The sequence below is a fragment of the Anabaena lutea FACHB-196 genome, from assembly GCF_014698305.1.
Lineage (GTDB): Bacteria > Cyanobacteriota > Cyanobacteriia > Cyanobacteriales > Nostocaceae > Anabaena > Anabaena lutea.
On sequence record NZ_JACJST010000001.1, the window covers coordinates 291,032 to 316,799 of the forward strand.

General features: G+C 39.8%; 12 protein-coding genes. 6 read left to right on the top strand and 6 right to left on the bottom strand.

From position 1 onward, the window contains the following. Window positions 1-50 precede the first annotated feature (50 nt). The 6 genes from H6G59_RS01265 to H6G59_RS01290 all read right to left on the bottom strand — a co-directional run bounded on the left by H6G59_RS01265 (window position 51) and on the right by H6G59_RS01290 (window position 15,369). On the bottom strand, window positions 51-6,983 hold the full coding sequence (locus tag H6G59_RS01265) for an SDR family NAD(P)-dependent oxidoreductase (protein ID WP_190711357.1): 6,933 nt from the start codon (window positions 6,981-6,983) through the stop codon (window positions 51-53). Further along, window positions 6,980-9,865: a type I polyketide synthase gene (locus tag H6G59_RS01270; RefSeq protein WP_190711358.1), complete on the bottom strand. Its 2,886-nt coding sequence runs from the start codon at window positions 9,863-9,865 to the stop codon at window positions 6,980-6,982. The genes H6G59_RS01265 and H6G59_RS01270 overlap by 4 nt, the downstream gene beginning before the upstream one ends. 3 nt (window positions 9,866-9,868) lie before the next feature. Continuing rightward, window positions 9,869-11,197: a hypothetical protein gene (locus H6G59_RS01275; RefSeq protein ID WP_190711359.1), complete on the bottom strand. Its 1,329-nt coding sequence runs from the start codon at window positions 11,195-11,197 to the stop codon at window positions 9,869-9,871. Window positions 11,198-11,472: 275 nt separating this feature from the next. Next, window positions 11,473-11,751 (bottom strand): phosphopantetheine-binding protein, encoded by a 279-nt coding sequence (locus tag H6G59_RS01280; protein WP_190711360.1) that lies wholly within the window; start codon window positions 11,749-11,751, stop codon window positions 11,473-11,475. Between the two features lie 140 nt (window positions 11,752-11,891). Then, on the bottom strand, window positions 11,892-13,499 hold the full coding sequence (locus H6G59_RS01285) for an acyl-CoA dehydrogenase family protein (RefSeq protein WP_190711361.1): 1,608 nt from the start codon (window positions 13,497-13,499) through the stop codon (window positions 11,892-11,894). Further along, window positions 13,486-15,369, bottom strand: coding sequence for a fatty acyl-AMP ligase (locus tag H6G59_RS01290; RefSeq protein WP_190711362.1), 1,884 nt, complete (start codon window positions 15,367-15,369; stop codon window positions 13,486-13,488). Before H6G59_RS01290 ends, H6G59_RS01285 begins: the two co-directional genes overlap by 14 nt. Before the next feature lie 942 nt (window positions 15,370-16,311). Here H6G59_RS01290 and H6G59_RS01295 point away from each other — a divergent pair. The 6 genes from H6G59_RS01295 (at window position 16,312) to H6G59_RS01320 (ending at window position 25,691) form a co-directional block, all read left to right on the top strand. Further along, the gene (locus H6G59_RS01295; RefSeq protein WP_190711363.1) at window positions 16,312-17,454 is read left to right on the top strand and encodes a DUF3419 family protein; all 1,143 of its coding nucleotides are present in this window, start codon (window positions 16,312-16,314) and stop codon (window positions 17,452-17,454) included. Window positions 17,455-17,491: 37 nt separating this feature from the next. Then, entirely contained in the window at window positions 17,492-18,475 is a 984-nt protein-coding gene (locus H6G59_RS01300) for a Rieske 2Fe-2S domain-containing protein (protein WP_190711364.1), read from the top strand. 57 nt (window positions 18,476-18,532) lie between these two features. Then, window positions 18,533-19,654, top strand: coding sequence for an acyl-CoA dehydrogenase family protein (locus tag H6G59_RS01305; protein ID WP_190711365.1), 1,122 nt, complete (start codon window positions 18,533-18,535; stop codon window positions 19,652-19,654). 126 nt (window positions 19,655-19,780) lie between these two features. Next, entirely contained in the window at window positions 19,781-21,808 is a 2,028-nt protein-coding gene (locus tag H6G59_RS01310; protein ID WP_242038749.1) for an AMP-binding protein, read from the top strand. A gap of 127 nt (window positions 21,809-21,935) precedes the next feature. Then, window positions 21,936-22,979, top strand: a complete 1,044-nt coding sequence (locus H6G59_RS01315; RefSeq protein ID WP_190711367.1) for a 3-oxoacyl-[acyl-carrier-protein] synthase III C-terminal domain-containing protein — start codon at window positions 21,936-21,938, stop codon at window positions 22,977-22,979. A gap of 93 nt (window positions 22,980-23,072) precedes the next feature. Beyond that, window positions 23,073-25,691 carry an aminotransferase class III-fold pyridoxal phosphate-dependent enzyme gene (locus H6G59_RS01320; protein ID WP_190711368.1) on the top strand — a complete coding sequence of 873 codons (2,619 nt, stop codon included), beginning with the start codon at window positions 23,073-23,075 and terminating at the stop codon, window positions 25,689-25,691. Window positions 25,692-25,768: the final 77 nt, after the last annotated feature.

The following is a 25,768-nucleotide window of genomic DNA, read 5'->3' on the forward strand; positions in this document are numbered from 1 at the left end:
AATGAGGATCGGGTATAAACTAGAACTGCACTAGTCAATTCTAATCAGATCTAACCAGAGGTTGTATCGGGGATACAATCAAGGTATCGTGTTAGTATTTCTGCGATCGCAGACGCATGGGGATGTCGTAGTAAGGTAAGATGATTGCCGGGTACGTTATGTACATCGACACCACCTTTTACTAACTCACCCCAACCCCAAGTTTCATCTTGGTCAAGCTGGATATCACTTGTTTTCACAAGGATAGCTTTGCCATCATAAGATGGTGCTTTATAGCGGTATAAAGCGTCACCATTCGCTATCCCTATCTGCCATAGACGAAGTATGACACGAACTTGCTCACATCTTTTTATGATCTGGGGATTTTGGGTAGCACCACGATGACCCAAAAATGACAGCATCCCTTTGATTAAACCTTTAGTCTGATCAGCAGCTTTGGATTGCTGCAAAGATGATGGTTCAGTTGCTCTGACCTGGATAATGTAATCGTAGATCAACGGCCACATATCCGGCACACTTACTATTAAACCAGCTATTCTCCAGAGATCTTCGGCTTTGTAGCCTGTTTTCAAATCAGGAGGAGAATCAAAGAGTACCAATAAATCCACATCCTGATTTGCTTGTTTGAGACGAACAGCCATTTCATAAACAATGTAGGCTCCTAGTGACCAGCCAGCTAGTAAGTAGGGGCCTTGAGGTTGAACTGAACGGATGACTTCAATGTAATAAGCAGCCATGTCTTCAACTCGCCTCAAAGGCTGTTTCTCTCCCTGCAATCCTGGTGCTTGTATCCCATAGACAGGGTGATCAGAACCAAGCTGATAGACTACAGGGTAATAGGGAAAGACTATACCAGCCATCGGGTGAATCCAGAAAAAAGGCTGCTTGCTGCCACCTGGTTTGATGGGGACTAGGCAGGGATAAGATTTGAGAGCATCTTCAATATCCGTGTTACCATTTGCCAGTTCTCCTGATGATTGATCCGGCTTTTCAATAATTTGGGCTAATTCTGCAATGGTGGAAGACTGGAACAGAACCCACAGTTGCAGATCACTCCCAAAAGTCTCCTGTATCTGAGATACAATTTGCGCTGCTAGTACCGAATGACCACCTAGTGTAAAGAAGTTATCATGGATACTTATTTTTTCCAGACCTAGTACTTGTTTAAAGATTTCAGCTAACTGACGTTCAACTTGATTGCGAGGTTCTGTTTGTTCAGAAACCTTCAATCCCGTGTAAGTATGAGTTAACTGTTTGAGGTCAACTTCCCCTGCATCTGTCAAAGGCATTTCATCCAGTTGGACGAAATTACAGCGAGTGGGAGTACCAAAGCGATCGCATACTTGCAATTGCTCAACGGATAATTCGCGAGTGTTGGCTGTGAATAAGGCTGTTAATTGCTGTAAACTTTGACAATCTAATGTAAATCGCTGAATATGCGACTTGCCAGCATCCAATCCGATGAAAAGATGGTTAGAGCGATGTGCTAACGCTACTAACAAGGAATCGATTCCTTGGGAGGGCGAAAGAGCATCGAATCCTTTAGCTCTACTCAAATCTTTCATGGGATAGCCACGACTCATACCCGTTTCGTCCCACATACTCCAACTCAAGCAATAGCTCTGCCAGGAACTATGTTGTCTTTGATAAGTACTAAAGGCTTCTAGAAAACTATTGGCTGCTGCATAAGCACCCACACCTGTACCCCCAAAGAAACTATTGACTGAGGAAAAATGGATGAAAAAACCAGATTGGTGATTTTGCAGCAGGTGATGGAGTACCCAAGTTCCCATTACCTTCTGTTGCAAGCCAGCGACTAAACTTTCTTTCGTTTCCGACGCGATTAGGTGTTCTGGCAAACCTCCTGCTAAATGAATTACTCCATCAATTTGAGTATTCCACTCGGATGATACCAAATAAAGGGTCTGTTTCATGTCATCCAGATTACAAATATCAACAGCTTGATAGAGAACTGTTCCTGGAAGTTGTCTTAACTGTTGATATGCTTGAATTTTGGCTGAGAGTTTATCTTCACCTTCTTGATAATTCTTCCAAGTGCTTTCATCTGGTAAAGGTGTTCGACCAATTAATAATAAACGGGCTTGGTAATGCTTTAATAGATATTTAGCAATCTTAACACCAATGCCTCCAAGTCCACCAGTAATTAAATAGACTCCACCGTGTTTAAAAGGAAGTTCTTGCTGTTCTTGTTCTGCAAAATCTGTCTTTTTTAGACGAGGAATTAACCTTTGTCCATTTCTGTAAGCAACTTCCGATTCTGGAATTAAAACAGAAAACTCTGCCAGTAAATAAGTTCTATTAATTTCCACCGCAGCAATAGGCAGATCAATATGACGACAGTCTAACCAAGGTATTTCCTGTGGGATAGTTTTGAGGAAGCCTAAAACTGTTGCTTTTTGATATGTAATCGCGTCAGTTGGTAAAATAAATTGACTGCAACTAGCTACAAACAATAACTGTATACGCTCTTTTGTTTCATGCAACTTCTCTATTGCTTTCACTAAAAACAGTAAGCTATAGAGTCCTTTTTGTTGACTAACCTCAAGAGTTTCCAGGTTGGGAATACCATCATTATAGGTTTCATAATTCCAGAGGTGGAAAATATGACCAATGGTATAATTGTTAGTTATTAATGATTTTATTAAATGGTGATAATCTTCTTCATGGGCAGGATTGATCACATAATGTTCACTGCTCAAATGAGCAAAATTATTTCCTGCCTCAACTTTAATACAAGGATAATTTTGAGCTTCCAGTCTTTGACAAACTGATTGTCCTAATCCTAAATCATCAACAAAGACTATCACCGCTTGTTTGACATTTAAAAGAGGATTAATTCGAGCTTGTTTTTGACACCAAACTTTCTCATAGAACCAATCAGGAATTGTATTTTTGCCTAGAAGAATGTCGATGTCTTGAATTAGGGAATTAAAATCACCAGACTCTAGTTTCTTTCTCAGTTGAGAACGCTGAATTTTGCCACTTGTGGTTTTAGGAAATTCCTGACTTTCTACAGGAATCACATAGTAAGGAGTAATTCCTAACTGAGCCGCAACTTCTATTTTGATGGCTTGAATAACTTCTAAATTAGGTTGAGATTCTGTTTTTTCCGGTGAAAAGAAAATGGCTAATCCTTCAGTTCCTGTTTTTTGATTTGAGAATGCACAAGCACCTGCATAGGTGGGAGTTACACCTGCAATGCTATTGACAATATCTTCGATTTCATAGCAGTAATAATTAGCTCCATTAATGATAATGACTTCCTTCTCTCGTCCGGTCAAAACTAAATGACCATTCAGAATAAAACCCAAGTCTCCTGAATTAAACCAACCATCTCCAACAAAAGCTTCTGCATTAGCTTGAGGATTACTTAAATAACCTGGAGTGACGACTTTTCCCTTAATCTGAAAACGCCCGATTACACCTTCTGGTAAAAGGTAATTTTTATCATCAGTTATGCGAATTTGCACTCCCGGAACTGGACGACCAAGGTTAATAAACTCAATCACATCAACGCTAGAATCTGTTGTTTTTTCTAACTGACCGCCAACAGAAGATTTTTTAATTCGATAAATATCAGTTTGCTCGTTAAACTGATTTTGATAAGTCATACAAGTACAGACTTCAGCCATACCAAAAGCTGGTTGCATAACTTGAGAAGCAATACCAAAAGGTGCAACGGAATTCAAAAATTCTCGTACAACTCTAGGAGTGACCTGTTCTCCTGCATTCATCAAGAATTTAACTGAAGAGAGATCCCTATTTTTACCAGGAGTTTTTGTCAGTGCATCACTAATTAACTTAAATCCAAAGTTTGGTGACCAACTGTGAGAAACTCGATATTCCTCCATCAAATCTAACCATTTTAAGGGGTTAGCTAAGATAACTGCTGTTTCTACTTCGATTTGTTGACAACCCAAATATGTATCTTTGAAGTGGCACGTTAATATCGGTACAACATGGTCAACAGGCAACCAATTCAGGCTAACATTTTCAGTTTCATATCCATTAAATTGTTTAGCTGCATGGATATGAGCGATGATACCTTGATGAGTTTCTTGAATACACTTAGGAACTCCCGTACTACCAGAGGTTAGCTGTAAGAAAGCTACATCATCAGGACGACAGGGATAAATTTCTGAGGTTGGTGAGTAGTTTCTTAACTTTCCTACAGAAGAAATTTTTAATTCTGGTAGGGCTAGTGATGAGGGCAAATTTTCCAGAGGTTCAATTAGAGAATCACTCGCTAAAATACATGGGTGTTCGAGTAATTCCCATGTATTGTATAGCTTATTAACAACTGCATTTTTCTCTGTGTAAGTGGGGGCTACAGCTACAGTTACAGGCTGAATTCCTCCCAGAATGCACGCCCATAAAGTGGGAAAATAATCTCGCAGAGATGCAATTTGCAGAATAACTCGTTGTCCTGGTTGCAAGCCTTGATTTCGCAAGCCGTTAAGAATGCGTTTAGCTTCATCTAATAGGTTACTGTATGTCTGAAATTCCTGTTCGCCTTTTGCAGAGATGTAAGTAATACCTTGATTTTTGGATCGAGTTGCTGTTTGAATTAATGCTGCTGTTAAAGTTTGGGGAGCATCTTCTGGAATATTCAGCGAACCACCATCACTAATCGCAGGTGTTGTCAATTGTGGTGTTTCTGTAGATACAAGACCAACAACAGAGGCGGTTTCAGCAATCGGTAAGGAAATTGCTGTGTTATTTATTCCTGGTGGTAGTAGTTTTGCTAAGTGGAGTGGTGGAGGTGAAGATGTGTGACGTGAACTCGCAATTACTACTGCTTGATCAATTTCGGGATGGCTGTTTAATTGTTGCTGCCATTTTTCTATAAGTTTAGTATCAATCACTTCTAAAGATGTCAAAACCTGCTCATCAATTTGCCCTGTTGCTGTTAACGGCAAATTAGATACTTGCACATAAGCAACTGGCAACATATAACCGAGCAAGTTAGCCTGCAAGTGAGCATTTAGAGACTCATTTGATAAGGATTTTGAGCCAACCACGTAAGCAACGAGTTTCCCTTCCCGCGCCAGAACATAACAATCTTCTATACCAGAAATTGATAGTAACTCTTGCTCTACTGTCTGGAAATTGATCCGGTGTCCTCCAATCCAGGCTTGCCTTTGTATTAATCCCAGCACCTCTAGAGATCCATCTCGGCGCAAACGACCCCATGTTCCAGTTCTCAACAAACTTCCTAGTGAAGGATGTTCCAGAACCTCAGTGATAGAGTGATTTATATTTAAATGGGCATCACCAATATAACCAATATAAATCTCTCCTTCTACACCAAAAGGAAGCAATTCTTGATGATTATCTAATACATAAATTGGTGAATTATCTGCCCATTCATGATCAATAAATTTATTATTTTGAGCCTTGATAGCAGGGTCTTGACATACCGTTAATATCTGCTCTTGTTCTGCTTGAGATAAAAGCGGTAGTTGACTAACTTTTTGCTGGGGATTGGATATAATTCCTGCTAATAAATTTTGGAAATGACCTGCCATCTGGGCAATAGTCTGTTCATCAAATAAATCGGTGTTGTACCGGAAAAACCCAACTAGATCTGAACTTCCTTCTGACATCATCAAGTCTAGATCAAACTGTCCTTCCATCTGGGACATTTCATAAGGTTTTAATTTAAATCCTTCTCGATCTACTTCACCACCTAATAATAGTTGCTGGCTATAGGGAAACTGCCGTAAGTTTTGCAAAACAAAGTTGAATAAAGCCTGAAATATAGGGGAACGGCTGGGATCGCGTTTTGATTGTAATCGTTCTACCAGCAAAGCAAAGGGAAAATCTTGATGTACTAATGCTTCCGATACGCAGGAGCGAATTTGAGAGAGAAACTCCTGAAAACTGGGACTTTCTGAGAAATTCACCCGCACCACAACTGGATCAACAAAGTAGCCAACTAGTGGCATAAATTCAGATTTAGTTCTACCGGAAGAAGGAACACCAACTAAAATATCTTCCTGTCCTGTGTAACGATAGAGGAGAATCTGAAATGCGGCCAGCAGCACCATAGATTGAGTCGCACCTTCTCTTTGAGCTAACTGTTTGAGTTGTTCTGTCAGCTTTGGAGATAGTGTGAATCTATGAGAAGCGCCGTTATAGGTTTGTATAGATGGTCGTGGTCTGTCTGTTGGTAAATTGAGTACAGGTAAGTCTCCAGCCAGTTGTTTTTGCCAGTAGTTCCAAAGTTTTTCTCCTTGATTACTTGTCAACAATTCTCTTTGCCAACGCACATAATCTATGTAGGAGTTCTTCAGAGGAGTCAGAGGTGGCTCAACCCCTGACTCTAGGGCAGGATAGGTCATGATCATTTCTTCCATCAGTAATGGAAGACACCACGCATCAATGGCAATATGATGTACTGTTAGTAACAAAATATGTTCTTGTTCAGAGCGAGTAAATAAACTCACCCGCATTACCGACCCATTTTCCAGGTCAAAAGGTTGTTGGGATTCTTGAAAAACCTGCTGATGAAGTTCCTGCTCGCTCCAAGTAGAAGCATTTATCTGCTGAAAGTTTGGTAACTGGGTTTGATGGATCTTTTGAACTGACTTGTTACCTTGTTTGGGAAAACTGCTACGCAACTGTGGATGACGTTCAATTAAAGTCTGGAAAGTCTTTTGCAAAGTCGTAACATTGACAGAGGAACAGATACGACAGGTAAATGCCACATTGTAAAATCCATTCTCTGGTGCTAATTGCCACAGAAACCACATGGCTTGTTGGCCATAGGAGAGGGGATAAACATTTAAAATATCTGGGGAATCATGGAGTATCTGTAAAATTTCAGTTTTGTGCTGTTGTAGTTGAGCAATGACATCAGCAGTTAAGACGGACTGGGAACCACCAATACGTAGTTTTTCTCCGTTAAGTCCTAATTTAACTCCTTTCAAAGAAAGGTCTTGTAAAAATTCTACTATCATATTTCTATCTCAATCCAATCACTATTTTTGACGTTCACTAGCTGAAATTGATCATTACTTTCTGCCTTCACAGTTTGAGTAACATTTATCGGAATTAGTTGATGGTTGATCTGAGTTGATAGGGTGACAATAGTTGCCCCTTCCATAAAAATATTAATAGGAATATCTAAATTCAAATCCGTTTGAATCTGATTTCGCAATTCCGTAAGCATGAGAGAGTCCATGCCCATTTCAAAAAAATTTTGCTCTGTGTTCGGCAATTGAGAGCCTTTAAATCCTAAAATCCTGCCGATTTGCTCCTGAAGATAAGTTATTAATAGAGTCAAGTGATCGCTGCGCTCGCCGAAGGCATCGCTTGACTCTGCCGTTTCTATCTGTTGTAAGATTTTGGCATTTTGGTTGGAAATTGATGTTTTTGTTGCTTGTTGTTCTATTTCGAGCTTTTTTGGCAGAGATTGCTTTTGAGGCTGAATAGTACCTGTGTCAATCCAATATCGCTCTCTTTGAAATGGATATGTGGGTAGTGCAACTTTTGTCCGCTGATAATCACGGTCAAATCCTGACCAATCTACTTTGACTCCGGCTACAAACAACTGCCCTAAACTAGAGAGCATGACTTGCCATTCGTCCATCCCCGGAAGCAAAGAAGGTAGCCACATACCCTCATTGGCAAGTTGGCATTCACGCTCCATGCCCAATAAAATGGGCTTTGAACCAATTTCTAAGAATACTTTATACCCAAGTTGATGCAATGTCTGCATACTTTTAGCAAACTGCACCGCACCAGATACATGATTGATCCAGTATTGTGCTGTTGCAATATCCTCATCAGCCAGATTACCAGTAACGTTGGATATTAATGATATTTGCGGCTGATTGTATGTGACTTGATTAGCTATGGCTGAAAATTCTGCCATCAATCTTCCACGATGGGCAATGAGTTTGAGTGCATCTTCTAAGCTGAAAACCCCTGCTACAGTTGCTGCAACATATTCGCCGATATTATGCCCCATGACTGCATTTGGTTGAATACCCCAAGATTTCCAAAGTTGATACAATGCATATTCAAAGGCAAATAACGCTGGTTGAGTATAGGCGGTTTGCTCTAATAATAATGATGCAATTTGTTCTTCGGCTTGGTCAGGATATAGTATCTCTAACAGCGAATGTTCCAGATAGGGACGTAATATCTCATTGCACTGCTCAATGGCTTGGCGGAAGATGGGCTGAGTGTGGTAGAGTTGCCTTCCCATGTTGATGTACTGGCAGCCTTCTCCAGTAAATAGGAAGGCGATTTTCGACGGCTTTTTACTTGCTTGATTGCTGAACAATCCAGTAGTATGGTTTCCTGTTTCAAAAGCGGCTAGTTGTGCGATTAGTTGCTCTTTTGAGTTAATTACAACTGCTAAACGGTGCTGAAAATGCGATCGCCCGACCTTCGCCGTAAAACAAATATCTGCTAATTCTAGTTTTGGATGAGCCTGAAGGTGACTTTGATAGCGACTGACCAATGCTTGTAAAGCTGGCTCAGTTTTTGCAGATATGGTTAATAAATGACTTGAACGCTCCTGCAAATTTTGATTTTTGACTTGAGGGGGCGCTTCTTCTAAAATCACATGAGCATTCGTACCGCCAAAACCAAAGGCACTCACCCCGGCTAATCTAGGTTCTTTTTGGGCTGGCCATTGCTGGAGTTCTGTGGGAATTTGAATAGGAGTGTTTTTAATTTTAATGTAAGGATTTAACTCTTTAAGATGCAGATGAGCCGGAATCTCACCATGTTGTAGCGATAAAACTACTTTTATTAACCCGGCAATCCCAGAAGCTGCTTCCGAATGACCAATATTTGTCTTGACTGAACCAATCCAACAAGGTTGATTTACTTCCCTACCTTCCATCAGCACCGCTTTGAGAGAATTCACCTCAATGCTGTCTCCCAAAGGTGTTGCCGTACCTTGAGTCTCGACATAGCTGATCTGTGATGGTTTAACCCCAGCCTTGGCTAAAGCTTGGCGAATAACTGCTTGTTGAGAAGGCCCATTGGGGGCTGTCAGTCCATTACTGAGTCCATTTTGGTTAACAGCTGAACCTCTAATAATTCCTTGAATATTGTCTCCATCCCTCAGTGCATCAGCAAGACGTTTTAGGACTACAACTCCACATCCTTCTCCCCGGACATAACCATCCGCAGCAGCATCAAAGGTTTTGCAACGACCGTCTGCTGCCATCATTTGGGCATGAGAGAGGGAGATTGTTGCTTCTGATGACAAAATTAGGTTAACTCCCCCAGCCAGACACAGATTAGACTCTCCACTTAACAAACTTTGGCAAGCATAATGAATGGCTACCAGTGATGAAGAACAAGCAGTATCTATGACTAAACTTGGTCCTTGTAGATTTAGTAAATATGATAAGCGATTAGCAATAATCCCCAAACTCGTGCCAACTGCATTATAAGCGTTAATTTGAGCATTTTCTTTGGCTAAGATGACACCGTAGTCATAGTTAGTAGCACCTAAAAAAACCCCCGTTTGAGTACCACTAAGTTCCGTAGATGGTAATATTCCTGCATTTTCCAAACTTTCCCAAGCAACTTCCAAAAGCAACCTTTGCTGAGGATCTATACGTTCTGCTTCTCTGGGAGAAATTTGAAAAAAATTAGGATCAAAGTACTCTACTTGTTCTAAAAAGCCACCTTTTATGCTTTTTGATTTGCCAGTGGTAGGGACTACGGAATGCTCATGCAAGGAGTCCCAATCAAAAGGTCGTGATGATAGCTCCCTAATCACATCTACTTTATTAGCTAGAAGTTCCCAGAAAGATGATGGATTATCAGCACCTGGAAAACGGCAACCAACTCCTATAATTGCGATTTTTTCCATTTTTTAAATTGCTATAGAAAACTGATTAAAGGCTTTGATATTATTTTTGATTGCTTTCTTAATTGAACCTCCTGAAGCCATCACCCGCATTTCCCGATTTACAGGCCACAAGTAGTCTAGTTGCTCTGCAAACTTACGTAATTCTGATAACAGTTTATTACGTACCTTCAGATTGACATGAAATCCTTCATGCTCATGACATAGGCATTTTTCAATCCACTGCATTGCTTCCTGAGATGACATATCAAATACAGGACTCTGCAAAAGTTTCATAAGAAAAATTATGGCATTACCATCACTCAAGAAGCGACTGGTTGAGATTCCAGAGATATCATTAAAATTTTCTTGCTGTGTCTGTAATATAGCTAAATTTGCAATTAATTTTTCATAGGTCGATGGTTTAGGTAAATTCTTATAAAAGTCTCTAGCCATAAATAGCGAAGTTGTTGTATGAAAAGACTCATCTAAAAAATGATAATGAGATATAGCTGTGGGACTCGCGATGAATTCATTGTTTTTCTGCAATTTTTTGTAGTAATTATGTATACCAAATTCGTGATTTTTTAGAAGTAGATTAGCCATGTAGCGCACAGCATAAAAATTCGCTGCTAAGAATGGATAACTTCCCCAGTTATCAGAAAAAAACTGTTTTCTTGATTGAGTTGATTGTCCTGAAAACCCATGCACAAAGCCACTGGTAGGAAATGACTCAGGCTTATTGGCATCTTTTCCATCTTTGGTATTTTCAGAATTAGATTGCTCTTTGCCTTTGAGCATCATCGTCGCTATCAAGTTGGCAGCAGAGGATAGATAATTTGAAACTTTAAAACTTTTCTGATTATGCAAAGAAGCCTGTTCTGAGACAGGATTAATGAGAGCTTTTTTACCTAGCAAAGATTTTGTTGTTTTATAATTTACTTGGTAGAAAGCATGAATGTGGTGGCGTTCTTGGGAAGTTTCATGAGCTAACAGTTCCACAAGCATTTTATAATCACTATTTGCAGCCATCAGGCAATCTGCTGTGATTGTATTGTAATGAATTGTCTCGATTTCACTATCAGCAACTCTTTTGTAAAATGCAACCCAATGCAAGTGATTGAGTGCCAATTTTTGAGATTGTGAAGCTTGTTCATAGAGTGGTGTACCATAAAGAATTGAATGTTCTGGTTCACTCCAGTAAGCACTGCTGTTACTACTATAGTTAAAGTTTCTATCTAATTCTTCTATTTTTTCAGTGTAGTCGGAGTCAAGGTTATTCCCATAGTTCTTTTCCAAGAGAGGGATAACTTTATTAACTTGAGATGTGGATGAATTTTGACTGCTAGTAATCATGATTTATTGCTGCTTTATGTTTTAATTGATTTTGGCTATTAAATGTTTGTCACATATCTTGTTTAATATCAAATCTCCCTAAATATAGCAGGTGACTCTTAACACTCGGAAAAGTCTTTTGGTATCTAGGTTTTATACTCAGTTGGTATCCTAACCGTCCTGTCCGTTGCTATAGCAAGAGAAGGTAAAATAATCTCAGAATCAAGGCATTGTTTTGTAAGAGAGAAGTTATTGAGTTTATGATTTCTCAAACATCCTCTTACAGTTCTTTAGTTTTATTCAGCCAAATATTCTGCCAACTTGGCGATTGTTGGGTAATCATACATGATTGTTGGCTCTACCTCTTTTTCTAACCAATTTCCTAAATCTCCTGTTAAAATCACTGCGGCTGATGAATCTAAACCATAACGCGCAAAAGTAGTTTCTACATCTACTTCTTCGGGTTCAATTTCCAGCAAATCCGAAATATAGGCAACTAACCAATCACTAATTTTTAGTGATGTAAATTGCTCGCTTTGTTCACTTGCTTTGTTGTCTTCAAAAAGTTGCGTCATTTTAAAAACCTCAATTTTTGGTATATATTACTGTTTTAAAATTCGTATTTTCTGATTTTTTAATTTTTTGTTTTAAGTCATGATATGTTAATTTCGATTATCCGGCGGCATTAGTTTCTTCATCTTTATTTTATATTGTGTTAGACGTTGTTACAAAGATATTCGTCAAGTTTATCTTCTTCTCCAGCCATATTCTGCTCAACATTACCAATCATTACTGTATACTGATTAATCAGATTTTCTATTTGATTAGTATCCAGTACAATCTCTTCGCATAGATTGCCATTCATAGCATTAGCTATTTTTGCCTGAAAATTTTGTTCCCCCCACTGTTCTATACGTTTTAATTCATTTGATGGCTGAGTTTGATAAGATTTTTGTATGCAAGCAACCACAAATCCCCATGCAGCTACATCACCCAACTTTTGAGATAGTATTTTACTCAGTTTCTTATTACTGCTCCGAGTTAGGTTTTGATTTTTTAGATAAGAGGCACAATATTCAGCCGTGTGTTGTATTTTATCGCTGATTGCTGTCGCTCCTAGAAACTCTTTCAGAGATGAACAAAGTTGAGAGGGGTGGTATAAAGCTAACAAGCCTAAGTGCATTTGTAAAGTTTCAGTAGGCCCTTCAAAGATCCGAAACAAACGAGCATCTCTGAAAATTTGGGGTGCAATATTAGATTCAATATAACCCCGTCCCCCTAGTAGTTGAACAAGATTATCTGCGGCTTGCCACATTAATTCGGGTGCAATAATCTTTGTGACAAGATAAGCTTCTGGAGGAACAGACTTTCCTTCATCTAGCGGGGTAGTGATTTTGTTCACCAAGCACTCAACCGCGCCAATTGATGCTGTTAAATCACTAAGACGTTGCAAAGTAATTTGTTGATGTATTAGCCGTTCCATACCAATTGAGCGACGAGTTGCATAACGAAGCATAAGTTGAGCGCAGTGCTTCATTCCCCCAATACACATAACAGCAATTCCCAATCGCCCTAGTTGCATTGCGTCCTGAGCCACCTCAAAACCTAAACCAATTTCACCTAAGACATTTTCACGATTGGCTTTTACCTGCTCAAGGTGAACGGTATTCTGAACCATACCTCGCATTCCCATAGTGGGTGCTTCAGCACCTTGCCTCAATCCTGGAGCATTTTCTGGTATGCTAAAGGCTGTCACTCCCAAAGATTCGCCTTGTTCATCTATAACGTGAGCAAAAGTGTTGATCATGGTTGACCAAGATGCAGAACCGCTCCAAATCTTGGTTCCACTCAGTAACCACCCGCCATTTCCATCTGCATGAGCTTCAGCTTTAATTGCTCTAGGATTAGATCCTGCACATGGTTCTGTAATAGCAAAGGCTGCTAAATCTCTACCCTCAGCTAAGTTCTGTAAATAGGTTTCTTTGATCTCAGGTGTAGCATACTTAAGAATTGGATAGACTCCTAGAGCATTGTTGACACCAACAAATGAAGCTAAATTGAGATCAATAGCTGCCAGTTGTTCTACAACTTGAAACATATCACGGTAAGTTAAGCCAAGACCCCCGGATGATTGAGGGACGAGCATTCCTAATAAGCCCTTTTTGCCAAAGTCTAGAACGATATGAGGAGTTATACACCTTCGCTCGTCCATGAGCCTGGAATTAATTCGTCTTTGGGCATAGTCTCGTAACCAATAGATAATGTCTTCTGCACGTTGACGACTGGAACTTTCCCAGGACTGACTATGGCTATTGAAGTGCATTAGCTTTCGCACCCTCCTTGATATTCACTCTTTTCAAATCAGGATTAACTTCCTGCACTTTTGTTAAGAGGGAGTTAACATCATCTGTCAACTGTTGCAATTTATCTTGATTATGAGAGCTTTTACTAGAGTTCTCCACCACATTCAAACTGCCATCTAGAAACCCACGCTGACAAGCATGGCGCTGAATCTTGCCGCTAGATGTCTTGGGAATACTTCCAGGCTTAATCAAAACTGTGGCATACACTTGTAACCCGTGGTGATCTATCACTGCCTCGGTGATATTGCCGACGACCTCTTTTATATCCAACCGCCTCAAAGAGGTTCGCTCTACCTCTTGCACAATAACTAATCGCTGTTGCCCTTTTTGCTCTACTGTAAAGGCTGCCCCACAATTCAATCGCAGTGCTGGATGACTGTTTTGAACCGTTAACTCAATATCCTGGGGATAATGATTTTGTCCACGGATAATAATCACATCCTTTAGTCTTCCTGTCACAAACAACTCTTCGTCTTGCAAAAAGCCTAAGTCTCCCGTGCGGAGAAACGGTCCCTCACCTGTGTCTGACAGATAAGCTTGAAAGGTTGCGGTTGTTTGCTCTGGTCGTCTCCAATAGCCAGCAGCCACAGAAGAACCTGACACCCAAATCTCTCCCACCTTACTGGGGGGACACAGAGTTAAGGATTGGGGATCGACAATGGCAATTTTCTCATCTAACCAGGTTCGGCCACAGCCAACAATTGTTCTAGTTCCTTGTTCAGAATTAGCAGCTACCACCTGATTTTCCTCAAGGGCTGCTGCTTCTACCTGGTACAGAACAGGGGGAGATGTTTTCAAACCTCCGGACACGAATAAAGTCGTTTCCGCCATACCGTAGCAGGGATAAAATGCCTCTTTACGGAAACCGCACTCGGCAAAATAGTTAGCAAAGCGCTCTAATGTTTCAGCCCGGACTGGTTCGGCTCCGTTGAAAGCAACTTCCCAACTTCTCAAGTCAAGACTAGAACGTTCTTCAGGAGTAATCTTGCGAACGCAAAGATCATAGGCAAAATTTGGACCACCACTAGTAGTGGCTTTGTAACGAGAAATAGCTTGCAACCAACGCAAAGGCTTTTGCAGAAAAGCTACTGGTGACATGAGAATGGAAGGTAGACCCAAATATAGGGGTTGCAATACATTGCCAATCAATCCCATATCGTGAAATAAGGGCAACCAACCAACAACAATTGTTTTCTCTGTATGTCCGAAGCCGATGTTGATGTATCTTTCGTTGGACAGCAAATTCCCATGAGTAATCATTACTCCCTTTGGTGTTCCCGTCGAGCCAGAAGTATATTGGAGAAACGCCAGAGTATCCCTATCTAGTTTTGGTTCTTGCCAATTGGAACTGAGATTGCTGTCGATGTCATCTGTGCTTAACCAGTGCATAGTTGGCAATTCTGGATTTTGGTTCCATTGACTGGCTAAGTTGGCTAACAAGTTTGAAGTAGTCAATACTACAGTTGCTTGAGCATCTGTAGCGATCGCTTGCAATCTTAAAAAATTCATATTCTGACGAGGTGGATATGCAGGAACTGCGACAACACCAGCATACAAACACCCCAAGAATGCGGTGATAAACTCTAGACCAGGTGGATACAATAACAAAGCACGTTCGCCAGATACTCCTAGAGACTGAAGATGGAATGCTATCGCCCGCGCCTTTTGGTCTAATTCCTGATAAGTCAAGCTGACTTCTTCAGTTTCTCCATCTTGCAAAAATGTGTAAGCCTTTTGCTCTAGCTGATTTTGCGCTCTATAGATCAATAGTTCTATTAATGTTGAAAATCTCTCTAGAGGGTTTTGCAAATCGTTCCAACGAACATTCATAAGCCAGTATTTTACGGGTTGGAAAGTAACGCAATCAAAATCAATCTGTTTTCAATATTCAGCTTTCATCCTCATAAAATTTGCTGTTTTTAGCTTCTTTGATGCCTTTTGTCGGCACTTTGACATCCCAAACTCACTTTTTCTAAAGTTACGAATCCACCAGGAGGCATCCAAATCAATTTGCCACCACTCCAAACTAAACGGGAGCAATGGAATTTTGTTAGATACCGAAAATTAGCAATATTAAGTTCCCAGTAAAATTAGCGATCGCTAGGCAATAACCATGAAAAATAACGAATGTTTCTCCCGGCTATTGAGAATGAACCCGCATAATTGAGGATTGGTCATATCGAAAAATATACGTCCAATCTGTGTGATGGTATCATATACCCCTTTAGAAAAACAAATTAAATTTTTTATATTCTTTTTATACAGGTTAAGTTTTTTATATTCATTTTGATACATGGCGAATCGGCTGATATCATTTCCCGTAATGATGGAACATAGGATGAGATAAAGGACGAAAGTCTTATGGGAACGGATTTCCAACAGTATTCATGGGATTAACGCCCTACCTAGGCAAAGGGAAAAGTCGTTGACAAGACGAAGTAGAACAGGTAGTTTAATGTAATAAAAACGTGAGTTACGCGAGATACGAATAGCCACAACCCTACCGAACATCATTGCTACTCAAAAGCCAATTGATACACAAAAATAGTCATGATTAGTTTGGAGGTGGTGGTGGTAAAAGTGCCAATAAATAATGAATGGTAACTCGCGGGCTACATACCCTACACTCCTACTACAGAAACGGTTGCCGAAGAAAGGAGGAGAACAGTAATCCTCTCCCTCGACCTTCTCAATTTGAGGAAGTCGAGCATATGACACAATACAAATGCTCCGAATATTGCTCTCATCAAGCCAACCAAAGAAGAAGGTTTTATGCAAAAATCTAATCAAGAAAAGTGGATACTATACAGTACCTGTGATGAAGATTCATACTCGGAGTTACGAGCTTTAGATATTAGATCAAATGATAGAGTACTTGCTGTCACGGGCAGCGGCTGCCGAACTCTTAGCCTTCTTGCCTGCAATCCCAAATCGTTAACATCTGTAGATTTTTCACCTGGTCAAAATTATTTGCTCGAATTGAAACTAGCAGCCATTCGCACTTTATCGTATGATATGCTGCTGAAATTTTTTGGTGTAGAAGATTGCAGTAATCGGTGGGAGATATTTTCCTCATTTGAAGATAAAATATCTCCTCAAGCATTTGCTTATTTTAGTGCCAATCGGTGGGCAATTGACAAAGGAATTCTTTTTACAGGTCGTCATGAATTATTTTACGTTAGATTCGTTGCACCATTAATGCGTGTACTTTATGGTAAACAACTGGATCAAATTGCTCGCGCTGCCAACTTAGAAGAGCAGCGTGAAATTTTCAATAAACATATCTCTGGTTTTCTCTGGGATCTGATGATTCGTGTCGGCTTTTCACCCTTGTCAATCCAAATCATCCTCAACGATCCCAAATATTTAGTCGAAATGAATGTAAATGTTGGGGATTACTTAATAGAACGATTGGCTCACACTTTCAATAATCATTTAGTCCGGGATAATAACTGGACTAGTTTCATGTTCTATGGTAAATATCTGGAATATCAGGGAAAACGTTGTCTTCCTCACTTTTTACTTGAGGAAAATTACCATGCCATACGTCAAGCCACAACCAAATTCGAGATTGTGACAGGCAATTTGATCGAATATATGAAGAAAATGCCAGAGCATTCAATCGACAAGTATTCACTATCAGATGTCACAAGTTGTATTGACACACCGACTTTTACAAGTTTAATAAACGAAGTAGTTAGAACAGGTGCAAACCAAGGAAAATTATGCTATCGCAATTTTCTAAATAAGCAATTAATTCCATCTAATTTAGAAGATGTTCTCCAGCGTGATCAGGAGTTAAGCGACTCTCTCTATCATGATGATCTAGCGTTCGCTTATAGTTTTGAGATAGCGCAAATTAACAAAACAAAAAAACCAGTTGCAGAAATTAGCACAGTAGCTGGGATTAGTTAGTAGAGATAACTGAGGTAATATTTAGAGAGTCAGGATTATGTGCTTAAATCAAAATTTCCGAATTCACCCAATTCCTAATAGCTGGTATCGTGTTTGTTTTAGTAAAGACCTGCGTCCAGGTGAAGTTAAGCCACTACGTTACTTCAACAAGGATATCGTTCTCTTCCGCACAGAAAGTGGTGAAGCCTGTGTCTTTGATGCTCACTGTCGCCATTTGGGAGCGCATTTAGGTCACGGAGGAGAGGTAAGAGGTGAAGGTATTCAATGTCCATACCACGGCTGGATTTGGCACAAAGAAGGATACTGCAATCATGTTCCTTACCCTCACACTGGTAATAATCCAACTGTTCAAATTGGCAAATGGCCAGTAGCTGAACTTAATGGTACAGTTTACGCCTACTACCACAGTGAAGGAAAACCTCCTACTTGGGAAATGCCCGAATTTCCTGAATTTTCTTCTGGAGAGTGGGTATCTGCAATTCAAATGTATAAACGCAACGTTTCCTGCTCCATACAAGAAATTGCCGAAAATAATTCAGATACTGCACATTTCAGCCATTTACATGGAGCAAGGTTTGGTAAAGTCCTCAGCGAATCTCTGGAAGTAGATGGTTTGATACGTACTCATATTGCCTCTTATGAAGTTCGGATACCCCTTATATCTAGGTTGCTTGGTATCAACGAATTCCATACTACATATCAACAGTATGGATTGGGTTGCAATCGAAATCTTGTCTCTCTCAAAGCCAATGGAAAAACAGTACTAGAATGGCGACTTGTTTGTATGCATACGCCAATTGATAAAGAAAATGCCGAAGCCCTATGCGTAACAAAATTGAAGAAATTTATTAATGTCCCTATCACCCGTTTCTTGGTAGAACTACTAACGAAAAAAGCTTGCGAAGAAGTTGATAAAGATGCAATGGTGTGGGATCACAAAATTTTTCTGGAGAATCCCCCTCTCTACAAAGAAGAACACAGCATCAACCAATTCCGACAGTGGGTTGAACAATTTTACTAAATTTTCAGATGCGACAGAAATCGTTATTCACTCTTCAAGGAAAATCTAATCTAAAAAATGCATTTTTTACAAAAAGAACGTGCTACTCTCGAAAAGTTTTTACCAACCCTTGATCATCGACTTCAAGAAAAATCTTTTCTGGACTTGGAAGATCAGGGAAGTCCCGCTCTGCAAATTTTCCGTGAACTTGGCGGTCCAGGATTGTTGATTCCACGGGAATATGGAGGATCTGGTGTTACACCTTTGGAACTCGCCCATATTCAGCGAGCAGTTGCTAGTCGTTCACCTTCCTTAGCCCTTGCGGCAAATATGCATCATTGCACAGTCATAGCTTTCCTAGACAGCCTTGCTGATGAATCAGTTGGAGAGTTTGTTCGGGCTATTGCTGAGAACAATCTCTATTTAGCTTCAGGCTTTGCTGAAGGAAAAACAAGTGCAAGTATATTGGTACCCACCATGACATCACAGCGAGTTGCTGATGGTTTACTTGTTAGTGGTAGCAAAAAGCCTTGTAGTTTATCTGCATCAATGGATTTTCTGACCGCAAGTGTCATTGTTAAGAGTAAATCAGGAGATGGAAATGAGTTAGCGTTAGCTATCATCGCCGCTGATTCACCAGGGATCGAGCGTAAACCTTTTTGGAATACTTGGGTTCTTCGTGGAGCAGAAAGCGAGGAAGTAATTTTAAACGAGGTATTTGTCCCAGAGGAATTTATCTTCTATTTAGGTAAGCCAGAGGACTTAGGAAGCATCATGGCTAGGGCGTTTGTTTGGTTTGAGTTATTTGTATCAGCTTCCTATCTAGGTGCAGCCAGCGCCCTCGTCGAGCGGGTAATTGCCGAACGTAGAGGTACGCCTAACGAACGCGCATTGGTGGCAATTGAAGTCGAAGGAGCAATGGCTTCACTTGAAGCTGTCGCCCATGCGATTATGCTTGGTTGGTCAAGTGACGGTGAAATTGCACAAGCCTTATTTGTTCGTTATTCAGTGCAACGTGCTATAGAACGAGTTGTCGAAACATCAGCAGAGTTAATGGGTGGCATGGCATTTATTAATTCTGGAGAAGTTGCCTATTTGTTAGCAGCTTCCAGAGCGCTTGCATTTCATCCACCTTCACGGCTGAGTATGGCACCTTATTTAGATGACTATTTAGCGGGTGGATCTTTAGTGATGCCTTAATTTCACAAGACGCGAACTCCACGTCCAGCTGAACATAACGACTACTCACTCTCAATAATTCCCATGAATCAAGTAATTACAACAATTACAAATAGCAATTGTATAAGCAACAACAGTTTCTCCAATTTGGTTGATCTTTTACGCTATAGAGCTTTAAATCAACCAAATCAAATAGCTTTCACGTATTTAGAAGATGAAGAAGGTCTAGAGTCAACTTTAACTTATCAACAACTAGATGCTAAAGCTAAAACTATTGCTGTATATTTGCAGAATATATCCACTTCAGGAGAAAGAGTTTTATTACTCTACCCACCGGGACTTGATTATATAGCAGCCTTTTTTGGATGTCTTTACGCAGAATTAATTGCGATTCCTCTCTATCCGCCGAGAAATAACCGAAATATGTCTCGGATTCAGGCAATTATGGAGGATTCTCAAGCACAAATTGCTTTGACAAATCATCAATCTCTTATTAATGTACAAACATTATTAAATCATGCTCCTGATTTGAAAAAACTACAATGGTTAGCAACCGACAAAATTGATGAAAATATAGCTGATCAATGGGAGTCAAAATCAGTCAGCAGTGTTTCTATTGCTTATCTTCAATACACATCTGGTTCTACTTCAACACCGAAAGGTGTAATGATTAGTCATAAGAATGCTTTAGAGAACTCAGCAGAAATAGCCATTTCATGGAAAACAGGAACTGATAGTATTCTCGTATCATGGTTACCTCACTTTCATGATTTTGGACAAATATACGGGGTGATTCAACCAATTTACAATGGGTTTCCATGTATATTTATGTCACCTGCCTCATTTATTCAAAAACCAGTTCGATGGCTAAAAGCAATCTCTGACTACAAAGCTACTCACAGTGGCGCACCAAATTTTGCTTATGATTTATGCGCTGACAAAATCAAACCAGAACAACGCGAAAATCTAGACTTGAGTACCTGGGAGGTGACTGTAAATGGTGCAGAACCAGTAAGAAAGCAAACATTGGAAAAATTCCATCAAGTTTTTGCACCCTATGGTTTCCGTTGGAGTACTTTCTACCCAGGTTATGGACTAGCGGAGGCAACACTGAAAGTGTCGTCTGCGAGAAAGAATAACTCGTCAACAATTTTAACTGTTCAAGCAGATTCACTAGCCAAAAATTTAATTGTGGAGGCATCAGCAGACGAACCGTTTGCAAGGACATTAGTTGGATGTGGTAGTACTGTATTAAACGCAAAAGTTGTAATTGTAGATACTGAATCTTTCACTCAATCTCCATCCGGTCAAGTTGGTGAAATTTGGGTATCAGGTCCTAGTATTGCTCAGGGATATTGGGGAAGATTTGAAGAAACTCAGCGTACATTCGGAGCTTATCTAACTGATAATGGAGAAGGTCCCTTCTTGCGAACAGGTGATTTGGGCTTTCTCAAAGATGACGAGTTATTTATCACAGGTCGAATTAAGGATTTGATCGTCATCCGAGGTAGCAATCATTATCCTCAAGATATCGAGCTAACAGCAGAAAAAAGTCACCCCAGCCTACGTTCAGGATATAGTGCAGCCTTTGCCATTGATGAGAATGAGCAAGAAAAACTTGTAATTGTTTGTGAAATCGAGCGTAGTTACCTGCGGAAGTTGGACGCTAATGAAGTAATTCAAGCTATACGCAAAGCAGTATCTCAAGAACATGAATTAGAGATATATGCTGTATTACTACTAAAAACAGGTAGTATTCCTAAAACCTCTAGTGGCAAAATTCAACGTCAGGCTTGTCGCACTCAATTTTTCAATAATCAATTAGATGTAGTACGAGAGTGGAAAGATAAGTCAAACCAACAAGTAATCAATGAAGGTAAATCTCCCATGCAAAATAACTTATCCAATATCATCAAATTAGGTATTCAAGATTGGCTGGTTTCGTGGATTGCCAAAGAGAAAAAGTTAGATATAAAAGAAATCGATCCCAATCAATCTCTAACTTACTACGGTCTTAGTTCCTTAGATAGTATGAATTTACATGGAGATTTAGAAACTTGGCTTGGTTATTCAATTGTTCCTGATTGGTTGTGGGATTCTCCATCGATGGATGCATTAGCCAAGCAAATTTCTCAATCTCAAAATGCTTTTTCTGTCGCTAAAGTTGCATCATAGCTGGATTCTATAAATCCTTTCACCTTGAGCAATTTTTTACGCTCCTCTTATATAAGGAAGTTATAAAAAAACTATAACTTCCGAAGAACAACCGAAAACAATTGTTGTCTTCTTTCTATAAAATAACATGAAAATTGAAGCAATCAAGGCGGCTTTGCCGACAAAGAAACTGACAAATGATGATATTTTGGCATTGATTGAGGAATATAGCACACCCATCTTTGCCGGAGATTTAAAGACAGCTTTAAGTAAAATCAACTATTTCCTTCGCTATTCAGGTTCAGATATCCGTTACTGGTTAGACAAAGACGAAAAGCCGATTGATTTAGTAAATCGTGCTTTTCAAGAAGCAATTACGGAGGCAAACTGCGATAAAGACGATATAGATTTACTGGTTTATACAGGTATTGGTCGAGGATTTATAGAACCAGCAGCAGGCTACCACGTTGCTGCTAGTCTTGGTTTGCAACACGCAGAGTGTTTTGATATCCTCGATGCTTGCATGAGTTGGACTCGTACCTTGAACATAGTCTACGCACTACTTCAAAGCGGTCGTTATAAACGAGCTTTAATAGTTAACGCCGAGTGTAATATGCACTTTGGTGGGCCTGTTTTTCCTAGTGTATTCCAACTGCCCAATATTGAAGCTATGGAATGGTCTTTTCCAGCTTATACTTTGGGAGAAGCAGCGACAGCAACAATTGTTTCCTACGATCCAGATCGAGAATGGGAATTTCACTTTAAATCTCGTCCAGACCTGGCAGATCTGTGCAACGTACCTTTAGATGGATACGAAGGTTATTGCACACCTTCTGAGCGTATTGGTTTAAATGGCGTTAACAAATTTACCTCTTTTGGAGTTGAGTTGCACGCCAATTCATATCAAGAGTCGATTAAGATATTTAAACTCTTAAAAGCTCCGACTGACGAAATTCGGGCAATTTTCCCCCATGCATCTTCAAAAAGAGAGTGGGACAAAGTTGCCGAAGCATTAGGTGTGAAGCATCTAATGTGGCATATTTATCCAACTTATGGAAATCTAGTTTCTGCTTCTATACCCACTGGCATTGCTTCAGCCATCGCAGCAGGAAAGATTCAGCGAGGAGATCGGATTGCTGGTTTGCTTGGTAGTGCAGGTATGTCTTTTGCTGCCTATTCGTTCATCTATTAATTAAGAGCTAATAAGAGGGGTATTCCATCTCTCTACCTCTTCATATTTCCTGGAAAATAGCAAATGATTAATTAATAAGAGGTTTAACAGTTAATGTTGTTGCAACTTTTCAAATTTGTTGGCGTAACTTTCTTTTACCTCTGTGGATATTTTATTACTACTGTAGGTAGTAATAAAGAAGAGCGAAGCTTAAAACAAGGGCGATGGATTTACCGCTACTTCCTCCAAATGGGACCGGTTTATATCAAAATTGGACAAATTTTAGCGACACGTGCTGATTTGATTCCAGAAAATTGGGTACAAATATTACGCGAACTGCAAGATAATGTACCTTATATGAATGAAGCTGATACAAGGAAAATCATTACTAAAGATTTGCCTCTGGCATTTGAAGAAGTTTTTAGTGAATTTTCCTTTCAGCCACTAGCTAGTGCTTCGATTGCTCAAGTCCATAGCGCCACTTTAATAAGTGGACAAAAAGTGGCTGTTAAAATTGTTAAGAAAAATGTTCGTAACCAACTTAAACAAAATCTGGATATTATCCAGTTATTCGTTTTTATCCTGGATTTTTTAGTCCCATCTGTACGAGAATTAGGTTTACCAAAGCGTCTGCAAGAATTAAGAAATTTGCTGATTATTCAAGCAGATATGAAGCAGGAGGCTCAAAAGCAGGAAGCGGTATATACCAACTTTAAAAATCATCCTTATGTCATAGTTCCTGCTGTTATTCAAGACCTTTCTACATCTAACTTATTGTTTATGGAGTTCATGGAAGGAATTCCAGGAAGAGATGTTCACAAAGTTGATTTAAAACGAAATATTCTCGCTCAACGTTTCCAGGATACTATTTATACTATGCTTTATATGCATGGTTTATGTCACGGTGATCCCCATCCTGGAAATGTATTTTTTACAAAAGATGGCTCGATTATCCTTCTAGACTATGGCATTACTGTGCAACTGAGTGAAGATGAAAAATGGGGTTTATCATCTTTTTACTACGCTTGTACTCGCAAAGAATGGGATGTAGCTGTAGAGCGTTTTACTCAGCACTTTGTCACAGATAAAGACTACATTATTCAAAATTTGAGTCAGTACGAGCAAGAAATTCAAAGCGTTTTACAATATCACTTTGATATCAGTACCACTCAATGGTCAACAGTTAGTTATTTTCAAGATGTGAGCAAGATATTGCGTAAGTATCGCGCCCGGTACACAACTAATTTTACAAAAGTTGAGTTGGTGTTTTTATCTTGCGAAGGCTTTGCAAGTCAAATTGATCCAAATATTGACATCTGGAGTAATGCACGTAAGTTTACAGACCGTTACTCTCCTTATATCAGTCCGGCAGTCAAAGAAACTTTCGATGCTTATTTTCAAAAAACGTCTCCTTCCTCTTTAGCAATGCGCGATCGCGCCAATAATTCCTTAGTCGCACCTACTCACATTAACCGCTATTTTTTCCCCAGCACTTATCCAGTATTTGTCAAAAAGGCTGATAAAAGCAAAATTGAAGACTTTGATGGAAATGTTTTCGTAGACATATCATGCGGTTACGGTCCTCATCTCTTAGGCTACGCCCATCCTGCCATTAACCAAGCAATTTCTGAATCCCTGTCCAACGGATTTGTCAACGCCATTGGGCATGAAGCAGAATTAAAACTAGCCGAAATGCTGGTTGAGGCTTTACCGGGTGCGGAGAAAGCAATTCTCTCCAACTCAGGAACAGAATCGATTTTACAAGCAATGCGTCTGTGTCGGGCTTACAGGAAAAAAGATCGAGTAGCGAAGTTCGAGGGACACTATCACGGATTTTCAGATCAAGGAATGGTCAGTTCTTGGTTCCGCTTTACAGGTGAAAAGTTCGATCCTCAGCCGATTGCCGGAACTCAAGGAACTGATAGTGCTACGGTCAAAAATACTCTAGTTTTGCAATATGGTTACATTGAAGGTTTAGAGCGATTGCGCTCAGAAGCATCTGAGTTAGCCTGTGTTATTTGCGAACCTATGCCTTCATTACTAGCTAATTACGATATTGAATTTCTCACCAAACTGAGACAAATATGTACCGAGTTAGATATTCCTCTAATTTTTGATGAAGTTGTTTCGGGATTTCGGGTAGCCTATGGTGGCGTACAAAACTTGGCAGGAATTTTCCCTGATTTGACTTGTTTAGGTAAAGTCATTGGAGGTGGACTTCCCTGTGGTGCAGTTGTTGGTAAAAAGAAACTGATTGACATTGGTAAAAGTTCTCAAGACCCCTTTTCTGACTATGAAAAGAAAGCCTTTGTTGGCGGAACTATGAGTGGAAACTCAATGACTTGTCTGGCCGGAATAGCTGCATTAACTTATCTCAAAGAACATCCAGAAATATATGTACAACTTGACAATAACACCAATTGGCTGGCACAAAAACTCCTGGAAATTGGTCACGCTCACGATGTCCCAATCCAAGTAAAAGCAAATCGTTCGATTTTTTCTTTGACATTTAGTCACAAATCTGCAAAATACTTCCGAGAAAAGCAAGCTGGTAGTAATTTTAAAGTCAATTTAGCTTTAGCATACTATATGCGTAAACACGGCATTTATATGCCAGAACTCCACACCTTAATGTTGAGCGCAGCCCATACCCAAGAAGACTTAGAGCTTATTGGTACAGCATTCGAGTTAAGTTTGCAGGAAATGATCAAGGATGGTTTCTTTACACTTTAGTTAGTGAATCAGAAATAAAGTCTAATGGAGAGATAAGCAGCGTACTCTCCTTTCTCTATTCCTTATTTACCCTTTTT

Bases quoted from the DNA above. Each gene is read 5' to 3' on its own strand.
- H6G59_RS01275 (WP_190711359.1), bottom strand. From the start codon at position 11,197: ATGATTACTAGCAGTCAAAATTCATCCACATCTCAAGTTAATAAAGTT.
- H6G59_RS01280 (WP_190711360.1), bottom strand. From the start codon at position 11,751: ATGACGCAACTTTTTGAAGACAACAAAGCAAGTGAACAAAGCGAGCAA.
- H6G59_RS01315 (WP_190711367.1), top strand. From the start codon at position 21,936: ATGAAAATTGAAGCAATCAAGGCGGCTTTGCCGACAAAGAAACTGACA.
- H6G59_RS01295 (WP_190711363.1), top strand. From the start codon at position 16,312: ATGCAAAAATCTAATCAAGAAAAGTGGATACTATACAGTACCTGTGAT.
- H6G59_RS01320 (WP_190711368.1), top strand. From the start codon at position 23,073: ATGTTGTTGCAACTTTTCAAATTTGTTGGCGTAACTTTCTTTTACCTC.
- H6G59_RS01300 (WP_190711364.1), top strand. From the start codon at position 17,492: ATGTGCTTAAATCAAAATTTCCGAATTCACCCAATTCCTAATAGCTGG.
- H6G59_RS01265 (WP_190711357.1), bottom strand. From the start codon at position 6,983: ATGATAGTAGAATTTTTACAAGACCTTTCTTTGAAAGGAGTTAAATTA.
- H6G59_RS01270 (WP_190711358.1), bottom strand. From the start codon at position 9,865: ATGGAAAAAATCGCAATTATAGGAGTTGGTTGCCGTTTTCCAGGTGCT.
- H6G59_RS01290 (WP_190711362.1), bottom strand. From the start codon at position 15,369: ATGAATGTTCGTTGGAACGATTTGCAAAACCCTCTAGAGAGATTTTCA.
- H6G59_RS01305 (WP_190711365.1), top strand. From the start codon at position 18,533: ATGCATTTTTTACAAAAAGAACGTGCTACTCTCGAAAAGTTTTTACCA.
- H6G59_RS01285 (WP_190711361.1), bottom strand. From the start codon at position 13,499: ATGCACTTCAATAGCCATAGTCAGTCCTGGGAAAGTTCCAGTCGTCAA.